Source organism: Streptomyces sp. NPDC096132 (assembly GCF_044763345.1).
Classification (GTDB): Bacteria; Actinomycetota; Actinomycetes; order Streptomycetales; family Streptomycetaceae; genus Streptomyces.
On sequence record NZ_JBIWGA010000002.1, the window covers coordinates 625079 to 646284 of the forward strand.

The 21206-nt window shown below is 69.4% G+C and carries 21 protein-coding genes and 2 pseudogenes; 11 read left to right on the forward strand and 12 right to left on the reverse strand.

Translation table 11 applies throughout. From position 1 onward, the window contains the following. Positions 1–35: 35 nt before the first annotated feature. Positions 36–470 carry an RrF2 family transcriptional regulator gene (locus tag ACIRF9_RS07160; protein ID WP_403817597.1) on the reverse strand — a complete coding sequence of 145 codons (435 nt, stop codon included), beginning with the start codon at positions 468–470 and terminating at the stop codon, positions 36–38. A gap of 194 nt (positions 471–664) precedes the next feature. On the opposite strand from ACIRF9_RS07160, the gene ACIRF9_RS07165 reads away from it, so the two are divergent. The 5 genes from ACIRF9_RS07165 (at position 665) to ACIRF9_RS07185 (ending at position 7082) form a co-directional block, all read left to right on the forward strand. Further along, the gene (locus ACIRF9_RS07165; RefSeq protein WP_403817599.1) at positions 665–1336 is read left to right on the forward strand and encodes a DUF3105 domain-containing protein; all 672 of its coding nucleotides are present in this window, start codon (positions 665–667) and stop codon (positions 1334–1336) included. Next, entirely contained in the window at positions 1333–1956 is a 624-nt protein-coding gene (locus ACIRF9_RS07170; protein WP_403817602.1) for a DUF305 domain-containing protein, read from the forward strand. Before ACIRF9_RS07165 ends, ACIRF9_RS07170 begins: the two co-directional genes overlap by 4 nt. A gap of 171 nt (positions 1957–2127) precedes the next feature. Then, positions 2128–4068 carry a protease pro-enzyme activation domain-containing protein gene (locus tag ACIRF9_RS07175; RefSeq protein WP_403817605.1) on the forward strand — a complete coding sequence of 647 codons (1941 nt, stop codon included), beginning with the start codon at positions 2128–2130 and terminating at the stop codon, positions 4066–4068. 87 nt (positions 4069–4155) lie between these two features. After that, positions 4156–6207, forward strand: coding sequence for an NAD(+) synthase (locus tag ACIRF9_RS07180; RefSeq protein ID WP_403817608.1), 2052 nt, complete (start codon positions 4156–4158; stop codon positions 6205–6207). Next, entirely contained in the window at positions 6207–7082 is an 876-nt protein-coding gene (locus ACIRF9_RS07185) for an NAD-dependent epimerase/dehydratase family protein (RefSeq protein ID WP_403817611.1), read from the forward strand. Before ACIRF9_RS07180 ends, ACIRF9_RS07185 begins: the two co-directional genes overlap by 1 nt. Before the next feature lie 88 nt (positions 7083–7170). Here ACIRF9_RS07185 and ACIRF9_RS07190 read toward each other — a convergent pair whose 3' ends face one another. The 5 genes and pseudogenes from ACIRF9_RS07190 to ACIRF9_RS07210 form a co-directional block, all read right to left on the reverse strand. Beyond that, positions 7171–7629, reverse strand: coding sequence for a nuclear transport factor 2 family protein (locus ACIRF9_RS07190; protein ID WP_403817614.1), 459 nt, complete (start codon positions 7627–7629; stop codon positions 7171–7173). Between the two features lie 57 nt (positions 7630–7686). Beyond that, positions 7687–7869, reverse strand: a pseudogene (locus ACIRF9_RS07195) (SDR family oxidoreductase); the annotation flags it as partial. A gap of 20 nt (positions 7870–7889) precedes the next feature. Then, positions 7890–8336 (reverse strand): nuclear transport factor 2 family protein, encoded by a 447-nt coding sequence (locus ACIRF9_RS07200; protein WP_403817617.1) that lies wholly within the window; start codon positions 8334–8336, stop codon positions 7890–7892. Between the two features lie 247 nt (positions 8337–8583). Continuing rightward, positions 8584–9000, reverse strand: coding sequence for a nuclear transport factor 2 family protein (locus tag ACIRF9_RS07205; protein WP_403817619.1), 417 nt, complete (start codon positions 8998–9000; stop codon positions 8584–8586). A gap of 106 nt (positions 9001–9106) precedes the next feature. Next, positions 9107–9538, reverse strand: coding sequence for an Rrf2 family transcriptional regulator (locus ACIRF9_RS07210; RefSeq protein ID WP_403817622.1), 432 nt, complete (start codon positions 9536–9538; stop codon positions 9107–9109). Positions 9539–9611: 73 nt separating this feature from the next. Between ACIRF9_RS07210 and ACIRF9_RS07215 the strand changes: the two are divergent. Continuing rightward, positions 9612–9944 (forward strand): annotated as a pseudogene (locus ACIRF9_RS07215) (HAD family hydrolase); the annotation flags it as partial. A 77-nt stretch (positions 9945–10021) separates the two neighbouring features. On the opposite strand, the gene ACIRF9_RS07220 reads toward ACIRF9_RS07215, so the two are convergent. Continuing rightward, positions 10022–10489, reverse strand: a complete 468-nt coding sequence (locus ACIRF9_RS07220; protein WP_403817624.1) for an NUDIX hydrolase — start codon at positions 10487–10489, stop codon at positions 10022–10024. Continuing rightward, complete coding sequence (locus ACIRF9_RS07225) at positions 10476–11153, reverse strand: DUF5919 domain-containing protein (protein WP_403817627.1); 678 nt, start codon at positions 11151–11153, stop codon at positions 10476–10478. Before ACIRF9_RS07225 ends, ACIRF9_RS07220 begins: the two co-directional genes overlap by 14 nt. Here ACIRF9_RS07225 and tgmB point away from each other — a divergent pair. Both tgmB and tgmC read left to right on the forward strand, forming a co-directional pair. After that, positions 11135–12103 carry an ATP-grasp ribosomal peptide maturase gene (tgmB, locus tag ACIRF9_RS07230; RefSeq protein WP_403817629.1) on the forward strand — a complete coding sequence of 323 codons (969 nt, stop codon included), beginning with the start codon at positions 11135–11137 and terminating at the stop codon, positions 12101–12103. The genes ACIRF9_RS07225 and tgmB overlap by 19 nt on opposite strands. Beyond that, positions 12100–13227 carry an ATP-grasp peptide maturase system methyltransferase gene (gene tgmC / locus ACIRF9_RS07235; RefSeq protein ID WP_403817631.1) on the forward strand — a complete coding sequence of 376 codons (1128 nt, stop codon included), beginning with the start codon at positions 12100–12102 and terminating at the stop codon, positions 13225–13227. Before tgmB ends, tgmC begins: the two co-directional genes overlap by 4 nt. Before the next feature lie 39 nt (positions 13228–13266). On the opposite strand, the gene ACIRF9_RS07240 is transcribed toward tgmC, so the two are convergent. The 4 genes from ACIRF9_RS07240 to ACIRF9_RS07255 form a co-directional block, all read right to left on the reverse strand. Further along, positions 13267–14502, reverse strand: coding sequence for an MFS transporter (locus ACIRF9_RS07240; RefSeq protein ID WP_403817634.1), 1236 nt, complete (start codon positions 14500–14502; stop codon positions 13267–13269). A gap of 90 nt (positions 14503–14592) precedes the next feature. After that, a complete protein-coding gene (locus ACIRF9_RS07245) occupies positions 14593–15648 on the reverse strand; it encodes an endonuclease/exonuclease/phosphatase family protein (protein WP_403817637.1) in 1056 nt (351 codons plus the stop codon). Positions 15649–15840: 192 nt separating this feature from the next. Next, positions 15841–16461 (reverse strand): TetR/AcrR family transcriptional regulator, encoded by a 621-nt coding sequence (locus tag ACIRF9_RS07250; protein WP_403817640.1) that lies wholly within the window; start codon positions 16459–16461, stop codon positions 15841–15843. 64 nt (positions 16462–16525) lie between these two features. Then, on the reverse strand, positions 16526–18118 hold the full coding sequence (locus ACIRF9_RS07255) for an MFS transporter (protein WP_403817643.1): 1593 nt from the start codon (positions 18116–18118) through the stop codon (positions 16526–16528). A gap of 194 nt (positions 18119–18312) precedes the next feature. On the opposite strand from ACIRF9_RS07255, the gene panB reads away from it, so the two are divergent. The 3 genes from panB (at position 18313) to ACIRF9_RS07270 (ending at position 21196) form a co-directional block, all read left to right on the forward strand. Then, positions 18313–19179, forward strand: a complete 867-nt coding sequence (gene panB / locus ACIRF9_RS07260) for a 3-methyl-2-oxobutanoate hydroxymethyltransferase (RefSeq protein ID WP_403817645.1) — start codon at positions 18313–18315, stop codon at positions 19177–19179. Between the two features lie 164 nt (positions 19180–19343). After that, entirely contained in the window at positions 19344–20366 is a 1023-nt protein-coding gene (locus tag ACIRF9_RS07265; RefSeq protein WP_403817648.1) for an ATP-binding cassette domain-containing protein, read from the forward strand. After that, on the forward strand, positions 20363–21196 hold the full coding sequence (locus tag ACIRF9_RS07270; protein WP_403817651.1) for an ABC transporter permease: 834 nt from the start codon (positions 20363–20365) through the stop codon (positions 21194–21196). The genes ACIRF9_RS07265 and ACIRF9_RS07270 overlap by 4 nt, the downstream gene beginning before the upstream one ends. Positions 21197–21206: the final 10 nt, after the last annotated feature.

Genomic DNA, 21206 nt, shown 5'->3' on the forward strand with positions numbered 1-21206 from the left:
AGCGGCGGGTGCGACGACGGCGGGCGCCGCGTGCTTCACGCCCGTCCCGGCAGTCCCAGCAGCAACGCCCCGGTGGGCTGCGCCACGATGTCCTCCATCGTGATCGGGTCCAGGGACGCGAAGAACGCCTCCTGGGCGCGGCGGAGGGCGCCGCGCAGGCGGCAGGCCGAGTTCAGGGGGCAGGGGGTGGCGCCCTCGCAGTCGACGACGTCGCCGTCGCCCTCGAAGGTGCGGACCAGTCCGCCCACCGACGCCGTACGGCCCTTCTCCGTCAGGGCCAGGCCGCCGCCCCTGCCCCGGCGGGCCTCCAGGAGGCCGAGGTGCTGGAGTTCGGCGACGACCTTGGCCGCGTGGGTGTAGGGCACCTCCATCGAGGCCGCCACCTCGCGTGTCGTCGGGGTGTTCTCGCCCGCGACCGCGAGGCGCATGAGGACGCGCAGGGCCAGGTCGGTGGATCGCAGCAGCCGCATGAGAGAAGCGTAGATAATACGCATCTCTGCTTCAAATTATTGACGGGGGCGGCGACGCGCGCTTCTTGGCTGTGACCTGCCTACGAGATTCCCCACCCGCCCCATTACGATCAGCGGACCCGCTGGACAGAAATCGAAACGCCTTTACCCAACACCCCTCCCGTCCGCCCCTTTCCCCCAGAAGGACAGGCCTCATGGGTTCCGCCAACCAGACCGGCAACGCGGCGCGCAAGGCGCGCATAGAGGAGATGCGGCGGGCCCAGCAGGCTCGCGAGCGGCGCAACCGGATCCTCGTGATCACCGGCAGTGCCGTCGCCGTCGCCGCGCTCGTCGCGGGCGGTGTGTTCGTCGTGAAGTCGCAGTCCGGCGACGACAGCTCCTCCAGCACCGCCTCCGACTCCAAGGCCTCCGGGCAGTGGGTCACCGGCTCGGACGGCGTGAAGACCTGGAAGGGCACGCTGGGGCGGACCCATGTCGCCAAGACCGTGAAGTACCCGATGGAGCCGCCGGTCGGCGGCAACCACGACCCGGTCTGGCTGAACTGCAACGGCAACGTCTACACCGAGCCGGTCAACAACATGAACGCCGTGCACTCACTGGAGCACGGCGCGGTCTGGGTGACGTACAACAGCAAGGCGGACAAGGCCGACGTCGACGCGCTCGCGGCGAAGGTGAAGAAGACGCCGTACACGTTCATGAGCCCGGACGACGAGCAGGCCGACCCGATCATGCTCAGTGCGTGGGGGAAGCAGCGCACGGTGACGGGTGCCGACGACGCGAACGTGGACAAGTTCTTCGAGCAGTTCGTGCAGGGCGAGCAGACACCCGAGCCGGGCGCCTCGTGCACCGGCGGGACGATGAAGTGAGAAAGCACGCCGGCTGGATCGCGACGGCGACGGCGGCGGTGCTCGTCGCCGCCGGCGCGATCACCTACGCGGTCGCCGAGGACGGCTCGTCGGGGGCCGTCCCGGTCCCCGCGGCCGACTCCGCCGACGCGGGGTTCGCCCGGGACATGGCCGTCCATCATCAGCAGGCCGTCGAGATGTCGTACATCGTCCGCGACCGGACCACGGACGCGGACGTGCGGCGGCTCGCCTACGACATCGCCCAGACGCAGGCCAACCAGCGCGGCATGCTGCTGGGCTGGCTCGACCTGTGGGGGCTGCCGAAGGTGTCGTCCGACGCGCCCATGACCTGGATGGGGATGGGCGACATGGCGGACGGCGAGGACGGCGCGCTCATGCCCGGTATGGCCACCGACACCGAGCTGAGGAAGCTGGGCACGCTCGACGGCAAGCAGGCCGAGGTGTTCTACCTCCAGCTGATGACCGATCACCACAAGGGCGGCATCCACATGGCCGAGGGCTGTGTCGCCAAGTGCACCGTCGAGGTGGAGAAGCGGCTGGCGCAGGGCATGGTCGATGCGCAGCAGTCCGAAATCGAGCTGATGGCGGACATGTTGACGGCGCGCGGAGCGAAAGCGTAGGTCACCGTAGGGTTTTCCCTCGACTTCGCGGACTTGTCCGTCAAATCACCCCAGTAAGCGGTCACTTGGGCGCTTCTTGGTGTTCGCATTCCCCTTGCATGAACGGTTCGTCGCAAGAGTGGCCGTCACGTCGAGTGATCCACTCGCGTCGAACCACATACAGGGGGTCCTATGAGATCCAACCGTGCCGCGCTGCGCGCCGGGGTGAGCATGGCAGCGACACTGCCCATGATCGCCGGCGCGCTGGCGCTCGGCATACCCGCGGCGTACGCCGCGGACGGTCCGGCCCGTGACACGCTGGCCGGGACCAAGCCCGCGTGGGCGACGGCCAAGGCGGACAAGGGCTCGACCTCGGACAGCGCCCAGGTCTCCGCCCGTGTCTACCTCGCCGGACGGAACGCCACCGGTCTCGCCGCGTACGCGAAGGCGGTGTCCGACCCGAGCTCCCCGGCCTACGGCAAGTACCTCTCCGCCCAGCAGGCGCAGGCCCGCTTCGGCGCGACCAAGGCCCAGGTGGCCGCGGTCAAGGCGTGGCTGACGGCGGCCGGTCTGAAGGTCACCGGCACGACGCGGCACTACGTCTCCGTCAGCGGTGACGTCGCCGCCGCCGAGAAGGCGTTCGGCACCCAGCTGCACAACTACGCCAAGGGCTCCAGGACCTACCGCGCGCCGTCGAAGACGGCCTCCGCGCCCGCGAGCCTGGACGGCGCCGTCCTGACCGTCACCGGCCTGGACAACGCGCCGCACAAGGCGAGCTCCAAGGACCAGCTCCCGCCGCCGGACGCGGTGTTCAAGAATTCCGGGCCGTTCTCCTCGTACTACGGCTCGAACATCGCGAGCACCCTCCCGGACGCGTACGGCACGAAGATCCCGTACGCGGTCCAGGGGTACACCGGCAAGCAGTTGCGGGCCGCCTACGGTGCGGGGAGCTACACGGGCCAGGGGGTGCGCATCGCCATCACCGACGCGTACGCCTCGCCGACGATCGCGTACGACGCGGCCACCTACGCCAAGGCCCACGGGGACGCGGCCTGGAAGACCGGCCAGCTGACCCAGGTCCTGCCGAAGAACTACACCAAGACCGAGGAGTGCGGGGCGGCCGGCTGGTACGGCGAGGAGACCCTCGACGTCGAGGCCGTGCACGCGGTCGCGCCGGCCGCGAGCGTCACGTACGTGGGCGCCTCGTCCTGCTACGACGACGACCTGCTCGACTCGCTCGGCAAGATCGTCGACAACCACCTGGCCGACATCGTCTCCAACTCCTGGGGCGACATCGAGGCCAACCAGACGCCGGACCTCGCGGCCGCCTACGACCAGGTCTTCCAGTTCGGCGCGGTCGAGGGCATCGGCTTCTACTTCTCCTCCGGCGACAACGGCGACGAGGTCGCCAACACCGGCACGAAGCAGGTCGACACCCCCGCCAACTCGGCCTGGGTGACGGCGGTCGGCGGTACCTCGCTGGCGGTCGGCAAGGGCGACAAGTACCTGTGGGAGACCGGCTGGGGCACCGAGAAGGCGCTGCTGTCGGACGACGGCAAGAGCTGGACGGGCTTCCCCGGCGCGTTCACCTCGGGTGCGGGCGGCGGCACCAGCAAGACGGTCGCCGAACCGTACTACCAGAAGGGCGTCGTGCCGAACGCGCTGGCCACGGCCAACAGCGCCACCGGCAACCGCGTCGTCCCGGACATCTCGGCGATCGCCGACCCGAACACCGGCTTCAAGGTCGGCCAGACGCAGACCTTCCCGGACGGGTCGCAGCAGTACAGCGAGTACCGCATCGGCGGCACCTCGCTGGCCGCGCCGGTCATCGCGGCCGTCCAGGCCCTCGCCCAGGAGGCGCGCGGCGGCAAGGCGATCGGCTTCGCCAACCCGTCGATCTACTCCAAGTACGGGTCCCGGGTCTACCACGACGTCACGGACAATCCGACGGGCTCCGGCCTCGCGGTCGCGCGCGTCGACTTCGCCAACAGCTACGACGCGTCGGAGGGTCTGCTGACCTCCGTCCGCAGCCTCGGCAAGGACAGCTCGCTGTCCGCGGTGAAGGGCTACGACGACGTCACCGGCGTGGGCACGCCCGCGAGCGGCTACGTCGAGTCGTACCGGCGCCGCTGACGGCGGCACCCTCCCGATGGGGTGGCGTGGGGTATCCGACACCCCACGCCACCCCATCGCGTCGCTCTGACGATTACACTGGGCCGCGTGCCTCCGTTGAACTTCTGGTCGATCTATCAGCACGGCTTCGCACGCGTCGCCGCATGTACGGGCCACACCGTCATCGCGGATCCGCATGCCAACGCCGAAGCGGTCCTGCGCCACGCGCGCCGATGCGCCGAGGAGGGTGTCGCCGTCGCCGTCTTCCCGGAGATGGGGCTGTGCGGCTACTCCATCGAGGACCTGCTGCTCCAGGACGCGCTGCTCGACCAGGTCGAGGAGGCGCTCCGGGAGGTGGTGGCCGGGTCGGCCGAGCTGCTGCCGGTCCTTGTCGTCGGCGCCCCGCTGCGCCACCGCCACCGCGTCTACAACTGCGCCGTGATCGTGCACCGCGGCCGCGTCCTCGGTGTCGTGCCCAAGTCGTACCCGCCGAACTACCGGGAGTTCTACGAGCGTCGGCAGATCGCCGACGGCTCCGACGAGCGCGGCGGGTCGATCCGGGTCGGCGGCGAGGCCGTGCCGTTCGGCGTGGATCTGCTGTTCGCGGCGGACGACGTCCCGGGTCTCGTGCTGCACGCGGAGATCTGCGAGGACATGTGGGTTCCGGTGCCGCCCAGCGCGGAGGCGTCGCTGGCCGGGGCGACCGTTCTGGTGAATCTGTCCGGCAGCCCGATCACGGTCGGGCGGGCCGAGGACCGCAAGCTGCTGTGCCGTTCGGCGTCCTCCCGCTGCCTCGCGGCGTACGTCTACGCGGCGGCCGGGCTCGGCGAGTCGACCACCGACCTGTCCTGGGACGGCCAGGCCATGGTCTACGAGAACGGCGTGCTGCTGGCGGAGACCGAGCGCTTCCCGCTCGGCGACGAGTACGCGGTGGCCGACGTGGACCTCGACCTGCTGCGGCAGGAGCGGCAGCGGATGGGCACGTTCGACGACAACCGCCGTACGCACCGGGCGCGGACCGGTGACTTCCGGAGAGTCTCCTTCGAACTCGACCCGCCGCTCACCGACCTGGGGCTGCGTCGTCGGCTGGAGCGGTTCCCGTTCGTGCCGGCCGATGCCGAGCGTCTCGCCCTCGACTGCTACGAGGCGTACAACATCCAGGTCGAGGGGCTTCAGCAGCGGCTGGCGTCGATCGGCGGGCCGAAGGTGGTCATCGGGGTGTCCGGGGGCCTCGACTCCACGCACGCGCTGATCGTCGCCGCCCGTGCGATGGACCGTGCGGGGCGGCCGCGCAGCGACATCCTGGCCTGGACGCTGCCCGGGTTCGCCACCAGCGACCACACCAAGGACAACGCCCACAAGCTGATGAACTCGCTCGGCGTCACCGCGGCCGAGCTGGACATCACGCCGACGGCACGGCTGATGCTGAAGGAGATCGGCCACCCGTTCGCCTCCGGCGAGCCGGTGTACGACGTCACCTTCGAGAACGTGCAGGCGGGTCTGCGCACGGATTATCTCTTCCGCCTCGCCAACCAGCGCGGCGGCATCGTGCTCGGTACCGGTGATCTGTCGGAGCTGGCGCTCGGCTGGTCCACGTACGGCGTGGGCGACCAGATGAGCCACTACAACGTCAACTCGGGCGTGCCCAAGACGCTGATCCAGCATCTGATCCGGTGGGTCATCAGCAGCGGCCAGTTCGACGACGAGACCGGCAAGACGCTCGCCGCGATCCTCGACACCGAGATCAGTCCGGAGCTCGTGCCGGGTGAGGAGATGCAGTCCACCGAGTCCAGGATCGGGCCGTACGCGCTGCACGACTTCACGCTCTTCCACGTGCTGCGGTACGGCTTCCGGCCGTCGAAGATCGCCTTCCTGGCGTGGCACGCCTGGCACGACCCGGAGGGCGGAGCCTGGCCGCCGGGTTTCCCGGAGGCCAAGCGGGTGGCGTACGACCTGCCGGAGATCCGGCGGTGGCTGGAGGTCTTCTGCCGGCGCTTCTTCGCGTTCGCGCAGTTCAAGCGGTCGGCGATGCCCAACGGGCCGAAGGTGTCGGCGGGGGGTTCGCTGTCGCCGCGGGGTGACTGGCGGGCGCCGTCGGACAGTTCGGCGGGGGCCTGGTTGCGGGATCTCGCGCGCTTCGATGTCCCAGAGGACAACTGATGCGTGTTTTGGTGGCCGGCCGCAGCGGTGCCGTAGGCCGACAGCTGGTCCCGTCGCTGGTCTCAGCGGGGCACGAGGTCACGGGGACCGCACGGACCACGGCCGGGGTCGAGCGGATCCGGAACCTCGGGGCGACGGGTGTCCAGGTGGACGCGCTCGACCCGGAGGAGCTACGGAGAACAGTCGTCGCGGCGCGCCCGGAAACGGTGATCCACCAGCTCATCGACCTCTCCGCCGCCGACGGAGCCGCCAACGGCCGGATCCGCCGCGAGGGCACCCGCAATCTCGTGGACGCCGCGAAGGCGGCGGGCGTCGGGCGGATCGTCGTGCAGTCGATCTCCTGGGCCTACGGACCCGGCGAGACACCCGCCGACGAGCGGGACCCGCTCGACACCACGACCGCCGGACCCCGGGCGCGTATGGTGGCCGCCGTGCGGGCCCTGGAAGAGACGGCGGCCGAACTCGACACGGCGGTCGTCCTGCGCTACGGCCTCCTCTACGGCCCCGGTACCTGGTACGCCCCGGACGGCGCCCTCGCGACCGCCCTGACCGGCGACCGCTCGGCGGCGTTCCTGGGCAGCACCGTGGCGAACGACGCGGTGAGTTCCTTCGTCCACGTGGCCGACGCGGCGGCTGCGGCCCTCCTCGCCCTCGACTGGCCGCCGGGCCCGGTCAACATCGTCGACGACGACCCGGCCCCGGCCCACACCTGGCTCCCGGCCCTGGCCCACTCCCTCGGCGTGCCGGCGCCGGAGCGGGCGGCGGGCCGCCAGGGGTGGGAGCGGGGGGCGCTCAACACGCTGTCCCGGAGCCGAGGTTGGCGTCCTGTGCGACCGACGTGGCGCACGGGTTTCGCCGACCAGATCGAGCACTGAGCTTCTTCAGCGGTGCCGCTCCAGGCACTGCGACCTCGTCGCCATGCGGCCCCCGTCCCAGTGGCGACACCGCGGTGCAGGCTGTCGACTACAGGCTGGCGATGCTGTCCTGCACCGACTTGCCCCAAGCCACGCCTTCGGCGTGCGTGTTGGCGAAGTCCGGGTCCACGTAGATGTGGACCCTCTTGATGAGTTCGCCCTCGAACTCGAACACATTGCAGAACAGCCCGAAGGATGAAACACCGTCAGGGAAGTCCACGCCTGACGTCGTTGTTCCCCTTTCCACGCCCTCGACGATCACGTAGTTCCCGGACGACAACACGGTGAAGCCCTCGATCTCGTGCTTGAGCGACGCGATTCCCCGGCCGAGACCCTGAGCGAACGCTCCGATCTGCGCCTTCCCACGTGCGATGCCGAACTTCGGGTAGAACATGTGAGCTTCGTCCGTGAAGACGTCGATAACCGCAGGGTTGCCGGCGTCCACCATGCGGAAGTAGTTGATAGCAATCTCTTCGCGACGTTTCTGAATATCGCTGGTGGCGTTCATTTTTCCTCCTGGTACGTGGTGTGTTGTGGTGCGCTCTCGCGCTGGTTGAAGGGCGGGTCAGACCTGCGCCTGGCCTCCGTCGACGAACCAGTCGGCGCCGTTGACGAAGCTGGAAGCGTCCGAGGCCAGAAACGTCGCCACGGCGGCGATCGTTTGAGGAGTCGCGTCGGCCCGCCGAGGAGTGCGCGGCTTGGCACCACCTGGTCTGACGACTGGGATGCCTGTACCCGACCGGGGAAGCCACGAACAGGTCGTGCTGGCTACATGCTGTCGCGTACGGACTGACCCCAGGACGCTCCGTCGGTGTGGCTGCCGGCGAAGTCGGGGTCTTCGTAGATGTGGAGCCTCTTGATCTTTTCGCCCTGGAACTCGAACACGTTGCAGAAGAGTCCGAAGGTTGAGGATCCGTCGGGGAACTCCACACCGGATGTCGTCTCTCCCCTGACGGCCCCTTCGACGACGACGTAGTCGCCGGACGTGAGGACGTTGAAGTGGGCGATGTCGTGCTCGATGTCAGCGATGCCCCGGGCGAAGCCTTGGGCGAAGGCCCCGATCTGCGCCAGGCCCTTGGCGGTTCCGAACTTCGGGAAGAACATCTGCGCGTCGTCCGTGAAGAGTTCGAGGAGTGCCGGATCTGCGGCATCGACCAGGCGGAAGTACTGGATGGCTGTTGCTTCGCGCTGCGCGTGGAGGTCGTTTTCGTTCATGGTTCGTTCCGCTTTCCGTGTTGCCGATGCTCGTGGTTTCCATGGAGCACCGTTTCAGCCTGATTCGTTTGAGGAGTCGCGTCGGCCCGTTGAGGAGTGCGCGGCTTGGCACCACCTGGTCTGACGACGGGGAGGCCTGTAAGCGACCGGGAGAGAGAGCCGCCGACAGCTGCGGCCGTGTCTCGGCTGACCCTCTGCGCACATGCCCGGCTGCCCCGGGCCGCAGGGGCCCCTGAAGTTCCTCCGCTCAGCTGGGTTTGAACGCCTCGGCCACAGTCAGCGTGTCCTCGTACAGGTGCATGCGAGCGATCCGGCCGTCCTCGATCGCCAGGTGCAGGGCCACCGGTGTGGTGAACTCCTTGCCGGTGGGTGCGGCGGTGTGTGTGAAGACCGCCAGCAGCACCACGTCACCACCGTCGACGATGAAGCGCTCCAGCACGACCTTGCTCTGGCCGTGCGCGAAGTGCTGCCACATCGTGGTGAAGTACGACGCGACCTCCTCCCGGCGGGTGCGGCGCCCGGTCCAGGGCAGCGCGTCACTGCCGGGGACGTGCCAGTCGATCTCCTCGGAGAACAGCTCCTGGATGCCGTCGGGGTCCTGCCGGCCGAGGCGCTCCAGGAACTTCTCGGCCACGGTCCGCGAGGTCTGAGTGTCTGTTGTCATCGTCCTTGTCCTTGTCTTCTATCTGCTCGTCGACGTAACCATTTTGGTTACATCGGTGGGCGTGGAATGCGACTCCCCTCGGCCAGGGGAAGTGTGCGGTCCGAGATCAGGCGGCTTTCAAGACGTCCCGCAGTACGTCCTCCAGCGTGGTCTTGGCCAGCTCCCTGCACAGGGCGGCCTCCACGTCGTCGTACACGGCGGTCATTGCCGGCCCGATGCCGTGGCCCACGACACACTCGGGATCCGGTGTCGCGCGATGCAGGGCGAAGACCGGCCCCGCTTCGATCGCCCGATAGACGTCGAGCAGGGTGATCGCCGCCAGGTCCCGCACGAGCATCCAGCCCGCCCCCGCGCCGCGCCGCGAATCGGCCAGGCCAGCCTTGCGCAGCTCGCCCAGCAGGCGGCGGATCACCACGGGGTTGGTGTTGACGCTCGTCGCGATCTGCTCGGAGGTGGCGACCTCGTGACCACGCCGCTGATACAACCCGATCCATGTCAGGGCGTGCGCCGCGATGGTCAGCCTGCTGTTGGCACTCACGTTGGACTCCACCTCCCGTACCCCTCGGTTCTAGTCGTAACTATAATTGTTACATCTGCATGCGGCAAGTCCGGGCAACCAGACCGCCCGTGCCGGCGAGCTGCTGCGCAACCTGGCCCTTCCGGCGGACCTGATCGTCACGTCCGGGGAGTGGGGAGTGGCAAAGCCCCGGCCGGCGTTCTTCGAACGGGTACTGGAAGTCGCGCAGGCTCCGACCGACAGGACCCTGTACGTGGGCGATCACCCGGCCAACGACGTCTTCCCGGCGAAGGCGGCGGGTCTGCGCGTGGCACACCTTCGGCGCGGACCGTGGGGGTACTTGTGGGCCGACGATCCAGAGGTCATGGCGGCGGCGGACTGGCAGATCGACAGTCTCAGCGAGCTGATCGACATCCTCGACGACTGATTTGAGGGTGACCGATGCGAGCGCGATGACGTCCGCCATGTCGAGGACGGGCGGAGCTACCGAGCCAAGGAAGTGAGTCAGCCCAGGGCAGGCATGGTTCCGTTCCGCCAGTCGTTCACTCGCTTGCGGATGCTCGGGGCCATGGGGAGTGCGGCCACGTCTTCGGGCTTGAACCAGCGGACATCCGTGGATTCCTCCGAGATGGTCAACTCACCTGCCACGGGGCGGGCCAGAAAGCAGATGGAAAACTCCTGCCGTACCTCGCCGTCGTCGTAGGCGAAGACGTGGCGAGGGTTGGTGTAGGTGCCGACGATGCCGATGACTTCGACTTCGATGCCAGTCTCTTCGAGAGTTTCGCGAGCAGCGCAGTCAGGGAGGGATTCACCGATGTGCATGGCACCGCCTGGCAGGGCCCACATGCCATTGTCACTGCGGCGTTGGAGCAGGATGTGTCCCGAGTCGTCGACGACAACGGCGGAGGCCGCTGGGACGAGGCTGTTCGCCTCCGGGGCGTTCGGGTCGTCTTCGCAGTCACGCCTGCCCATGAGTCTGCCTTTCCCACACCGGGGTACCCCGGTTCCACAGTTCCTCGACATGCGAGGCAAAGCGGTCGAACATGCCGTCGTCCTGGTGCCGGTGAAGATGCAATGTCGGCGCGTCGTGCCCCACGCTATGCGTCAGAAGCGGTGTCACGATCATGTCGTCGTCGAAGCGGAACACCGACAGGTGAGCGTGTCCAGCGCTGTGACGAGCCTCAATGCCGGTCTGATTCCTGATCTTCTCCAATTCGGCGATCGTCACCCGGATGCGGGTGGACAGAGTGAGGGCAACCCCTTCGTCCTCCTCTCGCGAACGGGTCAGGTCACTGTCAGGGTCACCGATCATGAACCGCACCCGGCACCCTTGCCCAGCCTTACGTCGCAACACACTGCCGAAACGGGCGTGTTCGAGCCACAGGAAGTAATTGGTGTAGCCGGCGAATGTCAGTTCGCGCTTGGCGTTCGTGATGAGCGATCGCCACAGTGCGGCAGGGCAGGAAGACCGGTACGGATACGCGGAGACGATCTCGCGATCCGGGCCGACTTTGACTGCCTTCTTCGCTGCTCCGAGACGTCGAAGGAGACGAGGACGAAGACCAGTCTCGACGGCGCGCCGGACCAGGGCAGCGATCAGCAGGGAGACTCCGACTGATGGCCGGGGACGGACCACCCGTCCTCGTCGTCACGCGCCTGGACGACGCCACGGCCGACGAGGTGATCACGGAGCTGAATCGGCGCGCGGTGCCGGTGGTCCGCGTGGACCCTGGGGACTTCCCCACGGCTGTCACCCTGAACGCGGCCTTTGGCGGCAGTAGGCCAGGTGGCACTCTCGCCACCGAGACCCGCACCCGCCAGCTCGACTACGTGCGCTCGGTGTACTGGCGACGGCCCACCCCCTATGGCGCCGATGCTGCTCTGCCCGAGCAGGCCGCCCGCTGGGCCGTGGAGGAGGCCCGGTACGGACTCGGAGGCGTGCTCGCCAGTCTGCCCGGCGCCCACTATGTGAATCATCCCTGGCGCAACCGGAACGCGGAGTACAAGCCCGCGCAACTGGCGACGGCGGAAGGCTGCGGGTTCACCGTGCCTCCGACCCTGATCACCAACGACCCCGGGCAAGCCCGAGCCTTCGCGGCCGACCACGAACCGGTGATCTACAAGCCACTCCGTGAGACCGAGTACACCGGCGCGGACGGCAGCGCACTCACGGTGTGGATCGACGACGTGCCACCTGAACTCATCGACAACCGGCTGTGCCACACCGCTCACCTCTTCCAGCAGCGGGTGGCCAAGGCGGCCGATGTCCGCCTGACCGCAGTCGGGGATCTTCTCTTCGCGGTCCGTATCGACGGATCGCCCGGGGTGGACTGGCGCCGCCACTACGACGACCTCACCTACACGCCCATTCCCACCCCGCCCGCGATCGCGGAAGGCGTACGCGCCTACCTCGATGCCTTCTGCCTCGTCTTCGGCGCATTCGATTTCGGCCCGGGAACGGACGGGCGCTGGTACTGGTACGAGTGCAACCCCAACGGCCAGTGGGCCTGGTTCCCCGATCACATCACCGCACCGATCACCGCCGCTCTCGCCGATCAACTCCAACACTCTGGAGAACCCGCATGACAGCCGACCCCGCCGAACTCCGCCGCAGCCTGGCGGCCACCCTCGACGTGACCGAGCCGGCATGGCGGGCCGCAGTCGAAGCGGTGCCCCGTGAACTCTTCCTCGGCGACTGCCTGTTGCGGCCGTCCGGCTCCCGGTGGGAGCGCGTACACCGTGACCGAACCGGCGAAGAGGCATGGCTGCGCCTCGTCTACCAGGACACCACCTGGGTGACTCAGGTCGATGGCGTCAGCGCCGCTGACGCCCCTGGTCCCCTCGACGGCCGTCCCACGTCGTCCAGCACGCTGCCTTCCTTGATCGTGCGCATGCTCGAACTCGCAGGCCTCCGCCAGGGCGAGAAAGTGCTTGAGATCGGAACCGGAACCGGCTACTCCACCGCTATCCTGTCCCACCGCCTCGGCGACCAGCACGTGCACTCCGTCGAGTACGACGCTCGACTGGCCGCCGTCGCAGCCGACCGCATCCACGCCGCCGGGTTCTTCCCGAACCTCGTCACCGGAGACGGCCTCGACGGGCACAGGGAAGCAGCCGACTACGACGCGATCGTCGCCACATGCGCCGTCCGGCACATTCCGCCCGCCTGGCTCCTTCAGGTCCGCTCCGGCGGAACCATCACCACGACCATCAGTGGATGGATGCTCGCCTCCGGCCTCATCCGCCTCACCGTCCACGGCGACGGCACCGCCACGGGTCGGTTCACCGGGGACCGGATCGGCTACATGCTGGCCCGCCCACACGAACGTCCACCCCGCCCCACCTACTTCCAGCGGCAGGGCCAGACCCGTCCCACCCGGCTGGATCCCGGCGTCCTGGACGACTGGACGGGGCAGTTCGTCGCCCAGCTCGCCGCCCCCTCCGCCGAGCTGATGACGACGACCGAGGGGGTGATCCTCGTGGACGTGGCCACCGGCTCACAGGCCTGGACGGAGCCGGCCGACGGCGGCTGGCAGGTTCACCAACACGGGCCTCTGCGCCTCTGGAACGCCGTGGAGGAAGCCCTCACGGCCTGGCAGGACGCCGGATCGCCTCCGCAGTCCGACTTCGGCATGACCGTGGGCGTCGACGGCACGCAGTGCGTCTGGGTCGGGACCCCCGACGGCCCCTCATGGCGCCTGCCGGTATGACTGCGCCCCCGTTACACATGCCGTCGCAGAGCACCGACGTCAGTGGTGTACCGCCGCCTGCGTCGGCTCCGGTACGTGCGTAGCCACGATCCGCTCGTGGCCGGTGATGCCGGTGATGCCGGTCGAAGCCCTGTGGCGGTCCACGCCGTACGCCACTCCCGCCACCGCGAGGCCCAGGAGCGACAGGGCGGCGCCGGCCAGGGCCGGGGAGGTCACGCCGAAGCCCGCTGCGAGGGCCAGGCCGCCGATCCAGGCGCCGCCGGCGTTGGCGAGGTTGAAGGCGGCCTGGTTGGCGGAGGAGGCGAGGGAGGGGGCCGTGGAGGCCTTCTCCATGACCATGAGGTTGAGCGGGGTGCCGGCGACGAAGGCCGCGATGCCGAGGAGGACGACCGCCAGGGCGCCGGTCCACTGGGTGCGCATCAGGAGGGGGAAGAGCGCCAGGACCGCCGCCAGGGATGCCAGGCCCGCGAACAGGGTGCGGCGCATCGCGTGGTCGGTGAGGCGGCCGCCCAGCAGGTTGCCTATCGTCGCGCCGACGCCGAACAGCGCGAGCAACAGCGTCACGCTGGAGTCCGCGTAACCGGCCGCGTCCGTCAGCATCGGCGTGATGTAGCTGTACGCCGAGAAGAGGGCTCCGAAGCCCGCCACGGTCGTACCAAGCGCCAGCCAGACCGGGAGGGACCTCAGGGCGGCCAGTTCGCCGCGCAGGCCGGTGGCGGGGGCACCGGCGGTGTCGCGGGGGATCAGAGCGGCCAGTGAGGCTATCGCCGCCAGGCCGATCGCGCTCACGCCGAGGAAGGTCGCCCGCCAGCCGAGGCGCTGGCCCATGAGCGTGGCGACGGGGACGCCCGCGATGTTGGCGACGGTCAGGCCGAGGAACATCAGCGACACCGAGCGGGCCCTCCGCTCCGGCGCGACCATGCGGGTGGCCACCACCGCGCCCACGCCGAAGAAGGCGCCGTGCGGGAGGCCGCTGAGGAAGCGGGCGGCGAGGAGGGAGTCGTAGCCGGGGGCGAACGCCGAGAGGGTGTTGCCCGCCACGAACAGGGCCATCAGGGACATCAGCAGCGTCCGGCGCCGCATCCGGGCGGTGAGCGCCGCGAGCAGCGGAGCGCCGATGACGACGCCGAGGGCGTACGCGGAGACCAGGTGTCCGGCGGTGGGGAGCGAGATGTGGAGGTCTGCCGCCACGTCGGGCAGCAGGCCCATCATCACGAACTCCGTGGTGCCGATGCCAAAAGCGCCGACGGCCAGGGCGAGCAGGGCCAGAGGCATGAGGGGACGCAGCCTTTCGGGTCGGGGGTCGACTCCATCGAATGTTCAACGACGGAACAAACTCGCCCCGGCCCGCATTCCAACAGCGCCTCAGGCACCGTCTGTGGTGAGCTTCACACGTGCCGCCACCGGCAGATGGTCGCTGCCCGTCTGCGGGAGCGTCCACGAGGTCACCGGCTCCACGTCCCTCACCATGATCTGGTCGATCCGCGCCATCGGGAACGACGCCGGCCAGCTGAAGCCGAAGCCGCTGCCCGCCGCGCCCTGCGTGGAACGCATCTGGGAGGTCACCGCGTTCAGCGAGCGGTCGTTCATGGTGCCGTTGAGGTCGCCGAGCAGGATCACCCGGCTCAGCGGCTCGTCGGCGATCGCCTCGCCCAGCGCGTCCGCGCTCTTGTCGCGCTGCCGGGCGGTGAAGCCGGCCTGCAGCTTGACCCGCACGGAGGGGAGATGGGCGACGTAGAACGCCACGTCGCCCTCCGGGGTCGCCACCGTCGCCCGCATCGCGCGCGTCCAGCCCAGCTTGATGTCGACGGGCTTCACCGCGCTCAGCGGGTACTTGCTCCACAGGCCGACCGTGCCCTGCACCGAGTGGTACTTGTACGTGGCCGCCAGCGCCTTCTCGTACACCGGCACCGCCGAGGCGGTCAGTTCCTCCAGCGCCACCACGTCCGCCCCGGACGCGGCCACGTCGCGGGCGGTGCCGGACGGGTCGGGGTTGTCGGCGTTGACGTTGTGCGTGGCGACGGTGAGGTCGCCGCCGCTGCCGGTCTTGTCGCCGAGCAGTCCGCCGAAGAGGTTCAGCCAGACGACGGCCGGCAGGACCACCGCGATCAGCGCGCTGGCCGACTTGCGCACCAGGGCGAGGACCAGGAACAGCGGGATGAGGAGCCCGAACCACGGCAGGAACGTCTCCGTGAGGCTGCCGAGGTTGCCGAAGCGGTTGGGGATGCGCGAGTGCAGCAGCATCACCAGGGAGAGGAGCAGGGCCAGCGCGGCGACCACCAGGCCGCGGCGCCAGACGCGCGGATCGCCGCGCCAGCCGGCGGCCAGCCGGCCGATCAGGCGCCGGAGCCGGTCTCCCCGGCGCTCGGGTCCCGAGCCGCCGTTGTCGTCCGTCTCCGTCATGTACGCCTGCTGCGCCATACCGTCGCCTCACTGCCTGCCGTGCACACCGTCTCCCCCGTGGGTACGACCCTAGGGGATGATCGGCTTCGATCCTGCCGTCCCTCGACGGCCGTACTCGCACGAGGACGACCGGGGCGGCACCGGGGGTTCCGGACCTGCGGCGCGATGCCTGGTCTGTGACGAAACGCGAACATCCCACTGACCGGCGAGTCAGTTGACGGGGCGTAGTCCGGTGAGCAGCGTGTCGACGATACGTTCCGCGAGATCCTCGGGGAGCTCGGCCTCGGGGCGCAGGACGGCGCGGACGAGCATGGGACCCACGACGATGTCGTTCACCAGCTCCACATCGAGGTCGGCGCGGAGTTCGCCGTTCTCCTGACCGCGGCGCAGGACCTCGATGCCCATCCTGCGCCGGGGCGCTATGACCGAGTTGTGGTACGCCGCCCAGATCCGGGGGCTGCTCTTCATCTGGGCGTGGACGTTGTGCAGGATCGCCGAGGAGCGGTTGGCCAGGCCCCGCTGCCGCAGCGACTCGAGCAGCACGATGAGGTCGTCGCGCATGGACGTGCCCGGGAGCCGTTCGGGGTCCCCGGGTTCGGCGGCGCGCAGCACGTCGACGAAGAGTTCCTCCTTGCCGCTCCACCGCCGGTAGATCGTGGCCTTGCCGACTCCGGCGGTACGGGCGATGCGCTCTATGGAGATCTCGGCGAGCGGCACGCCGTCCTCCAGCAGCTTCATCGTCCCCTCGATGATGGCCCGTTCCACGGCCTCACTGCGGGGCCGGCCCCGGACGGGCTGTTCCGGAGCGGTGCCACTGCCGGCGAGGCTCACGTCCATCATTCCTTTCGTCGTACTGGGGGAATTCTCACCCAAGGGCTGTCCCGCCACGGCCGGGCTACGACTCCGTACGCACCAACTCCTCCTCGGGGGCGCCCTGCTGAGGTGCCTTCGGCTTCCCCGGCAGGAACAGCGCCACCACGACCGCGCCGGCGAGCGCGACCACGGCCCCGCACAACGCGGTGACGTGCATCGCGTGCAGGAACGCGTCGTTGGCGGGGTCGATCAGGTCCTTGCCGCTCGCGCCGAGCTTCGCGGCGACGCCGAGCGTGGCCTCGATGGACTCGCCCGCCGTCTCGCGCAGCCCGGCCGGCACCGCGCCGAGCTTGCCCTCGATGCCGTTGCGGTACGCCGTCGCCAGCACCGAGCCGAGGACGGCGATGCCGAGCGCGCCGCCGAGCTGGCGGAAGGTGTTGCTGAGCGCGGAGGCGGAGCCGGCCTTCTCCCGGGGCAGGGACTGCATGATGACGACGCTGGTCGGGGTCATGACGTGCGCCATGCCGGCGCCCATGCAGAAGAAGACGATCTCCAGGAGCCAGATCGGGGTGTCCGCGTCCAGCGCCGCGAACGCGCCCAGGGTCGCCGCGAGGACGAGCATGGCCGCCGTGGTCGTGGCCCTGATCCCGATACGGTCCACGACCAGCCGGGCGCGCGGTGCGAAGAACAGTTGGGCCGCGGCCAGCGGCAGCAGGAGCACGCCGGACTCCAGCGGCGAGTAGCCGCGCACGCTCTGGGTGTAGAAGACCGAGAAGAAGGTCACGCCCATCAGCGCGAAGAACACCAGCGTGACCACGGCCATCGCGGCCGAGAACACCTTGTTCTTGAAGTAGGTGACGTCTATCGACGGATGGTCGCTGCGCGCCTCGAACACGACGAACGCGGCGAGTACGGCGAGACCGGCGCCGATCGTCGAGAGCACGGTGACGTCGGTGAAGTCGGCCAGCTCGCCGCCCTTGATGATGCCGTAGACGAGCAGGACGAGGCCGACGACGGACAGGACGACGCCGACGGGGTCGATCCGGCCCGGGTTGGGGTCGCGGGAGTCGGGCACCAGCCAGAGCATCAGCGCGAACGCGAGGATCACGATCGGCACGTTGATGAGGAAGACCGAGCCCCACCAGAAGTGGTCCAGGAGGAGGCCTCCGGTGATCGGCCCTATGGCGATGGCGAGGCCCACGCCGCCGGCCCAGATGCCGATCGCCTTGGGCTGCTCCTCCCGCTCGAAGACGTTCATGAGGACGGCGAGGGTGGCCGGCATCACGAACGCGGCGCCGACGGCCATCAGCGCGCGGAAGGCGATCAGCTGGGCGGGCGAGCCGGACTCGGCGGCCAGCGCGGAGCCGATGCCGAACACGGCGAGACCACCGAGCAGGACCCTCTTGCGGCCGATGCGGTCACCGAGGAGTCCGGCGGTGAACAGCAGGCCCGCGAAGACCAGCGTGTAGGAGTTGATGGCCCACTCCAGCTCGCTCTGCGTGGCGCCGAGCCCGGTGGGTGCCGGGGTGGAGATGGTCTTGATCGCGACGTTCAGGATCGAGTTGTCCAGCACCACGATCAGCAGGCTCAGCATCAGCACGCCGAGGATCACCCAACGACGCCGGTGCACGACTTCCGGTATCCGGGGCGCGGTGGGGACGGCAGGAGTAGTCATGTCGTCCAGAGTAGAACTATTTCGATACGAGACCGTCTCGTATCGGATGGTGTTGGTGATTCCCTTACTCAGCTTTTACCCCCGAGTTTTTGGCCACAGGGGGCGGTCTGGCCCCGCCTGGCACGAGGTGCCACCATGGGGGTGGTCCGGGGACGCCGTGAGGGCGCCTCGAGATGACGTAAGGAGCCGTTGCAATGACGCAGCTTTCGGCTGCCCAGACGAAGCCCACCGACGGCAGCAAGGCGCTGTACGGGGGCAAGGGCACACGCCGTATCACCGTCCGCGACATCGCGCTCGCCAAGGAGCGCGGCGAGAAGTGGCCCATGCTCACCGCGTACGACGCGATGACCGCGTCGGTGTTCGACGAGGCCGGGATTCCCGTGATGCTCGTCGGCGACTCGGCGGGCAACTGCCATCTGGGGTACGAGACCACCGTGCCCGTCACCCTCGACGAGATGACCATGCTGTCGGCGGCGGTCGTACGGGGCACGCAGCGTGCCCTGATCGTCGGCGACCTGCCCTTCGGCTCGTACCAGGAGGGCCCGGTGCAGGCGCTGCGCTCGGCGACCCGGCTGGTCAAGGAGGCCGGGGTCGGAGCCGTGAAGCTGGAGGGCGGCGAGCGCTCGCACCGGCAGATCGAGCTGCTGGTGGAGTCCGGGATCCCGGTCATGGCGCACATCGGGCTGACCCCGCAGTCCGTGAACGCGATGGGCTACCGCGTGCAGGGGCGGGGCGAGGAGGCGGCCGCGCAGCTGCTGCGGGACGCCAAGGCCGTGCAGGACGCGGGCGCCTTCGCGGTGGTCCTGGAGCTGGTGCCGGCCGAGCTGGCCGCCGAGGTGACGCGGGTGCTGCACATCCCGACGGTGGGCATCGGCGCCGGCGCGGAGTGCGACGCGCAGGTGCTGGTGTGGACCGACATGCTGGGTCTGACCGGCGGGCGGGTCCCGAAGTTCGTCAAGCAGTACGCCGACCTGCGCGCGGTCATGGGCGACGCGGCGAAGGCGTTCGCGGAGGACGTCGTCGGCGGGACGTTCCCGCAGGAGGAGCACAGCGTTCACTGAGCCAATCCCGCACAGTGCAGCCCGCCGATCTTCCCCCGTCGGCGGGCTGCCGCGCGTGGTGGCGCCGACCCGGCCGGTGCCGATGTGGCCGGCCGGAAGCCGTGTAGGCGGGCTGTCGGTCGTATGTCGGTGGTTTGTAGGCGGGCCCTGGCACTGTTCCCGGCATGACGCGAATCGACAAGAACCCCAGTGGCGCCGGGAGCGCCGTGACCGTTCGGGGGCTGGTCAAGCACTACGGCGAGACCAAGGCACTGGACGGGGTGGACCTGGAGGTGCGGGAGGGCACCGTGATGGGGGTGCTCGGGCCGAACGGCGCCGGGAAGACCACCCTCGTGCGGATCCTGTCCACCCTGCTCGCTCCCGACGCCGGCCAGGCGACCGTCGCCGGCTACGACGTCCTGCGGCAGCCCCGGCAACTGCGCCGGGTCATCGGACTCACCGGGCAGTACGCCTCCGTGGACGAGAAGCTCCCCGGGTGGGAGAACCTGTATCTGATCGGGCGGCTGCTCGACCTGTCCCGCAAGGACGCCCGGGCCCGCGCCGACGAACTGCTGGAGCGGTTCTCGCTGACGGAGGCCGCCAAGCGGCCGGCGGGGACGTACTCCGGCGGTATGCGGCGGCGGCTGGACCTCGCCGCGTCCATGATCGGCCGCCCGTCCGTGCTGTTCCTGGACGAGCCGACCACCGGACTCGACCCGCGCACCCGCAACGAGGTGTGGAGCGAGGTCAAGACGATGGTCGGGGACGGCGTGACCGTGGTGCTGACCACCCAGTACATGGAGGAGGCCGAGCAACTGGCCTCCGAGCTGACCGTCGTCGACCGGGGCCGGGTCATCGCGGGCGGCGGCATCGAGGAGCTGAAGGCGAAGGTCGGGGGGCGGACCCTGCGGGTGCGGCCCGCCGATCCGCTGCAGCTGCGGCCGCTGGCGGGCTGGATCGACGGGCTCGGCATCACCGGCCTCGCCACCACCGTCGTGGACGCCGAGCGCGGCTCGCTGCTGGTGCCGGTGCTCAGCGACGAGCAGCTCACCGCCGTCGTCGGCGCGGTCACCGCGCGCGGCGTCACCCTCTCCTCTCTCACCACCGAACTGCCCAGCCTGGACGAGGTGTTCCTGTCGCTCACCGGCCACCGTGCCGGTGCCCCGCAGGACGCCCCGGCCGCCGAACTCGAGGAGGTCGCCGTATGAGCGCCGCCACCGCCACCGCGACCACCGCGACCACCCAGGCCGGCGCCGACGCGCGCATCCCGCTGCGCGGCCACCTCCGGCACACCGGGGCGCTGATCCGCCGCAATCTGCTGTGGATCCGCCAGGACCCGGAGTCGATGTTCGACGCGGTCCTGTTCCCGGTGATCTTCACCCTGCTGTTCGTGTACGTCTTCGGCGGCTCCATCGGGCAGTCGCTGGGCGGCGGACAGGAGGCCTACGTCCAGTACGTCATTCCCGGGCTGCTGGCCATGATGGGGATGAACATGGCGCAGGGCGTGGGCACCGGCTTCAACACGGACTTCAACTCCGGGGTCATGGACCGCTTCCGGTCGCTGCCCATCGGGCGGGGCTCGGTGCTGTTCGCCAAGATCGTGGTGGAACTGATGCGCATGCTCGTCGCCTGCGCGATCCTCATGGTGGTGGCCGTGCTGGTGGGCTTCGACATCACCCACTGGCCCGGGCTGTTCGCCGCCGTGGGGCTGGCCACCGTGTTCGGCTCCGCGCTGATGTGGGTGTTCCTCACCCTCGGTGTGGTGATGAAGAGCGCGCAGTCGGTGCAGGCGATGGGCTTCCTGGTGCTGATGCCGCTGCAGTTCGGCTCGTCGATCTTCGCGCCGACCGGCTCGATGCCGGGCTGGCTGCAGAACTTCACCGACTACAACCCGCTGTCCTCGCTCGCGGACGCGGCCCGCGGCCTGATGGTCGGCGGCCCGGTCGCGCACGGGCTGTGGGTGACGCTGGCCTGGTCGGTGGGGCTGACGGTGGTGATGGCGCCGGTCGCCATCCACAAGTTCCGTACCAAGAGCTGAGCCCGGCCAT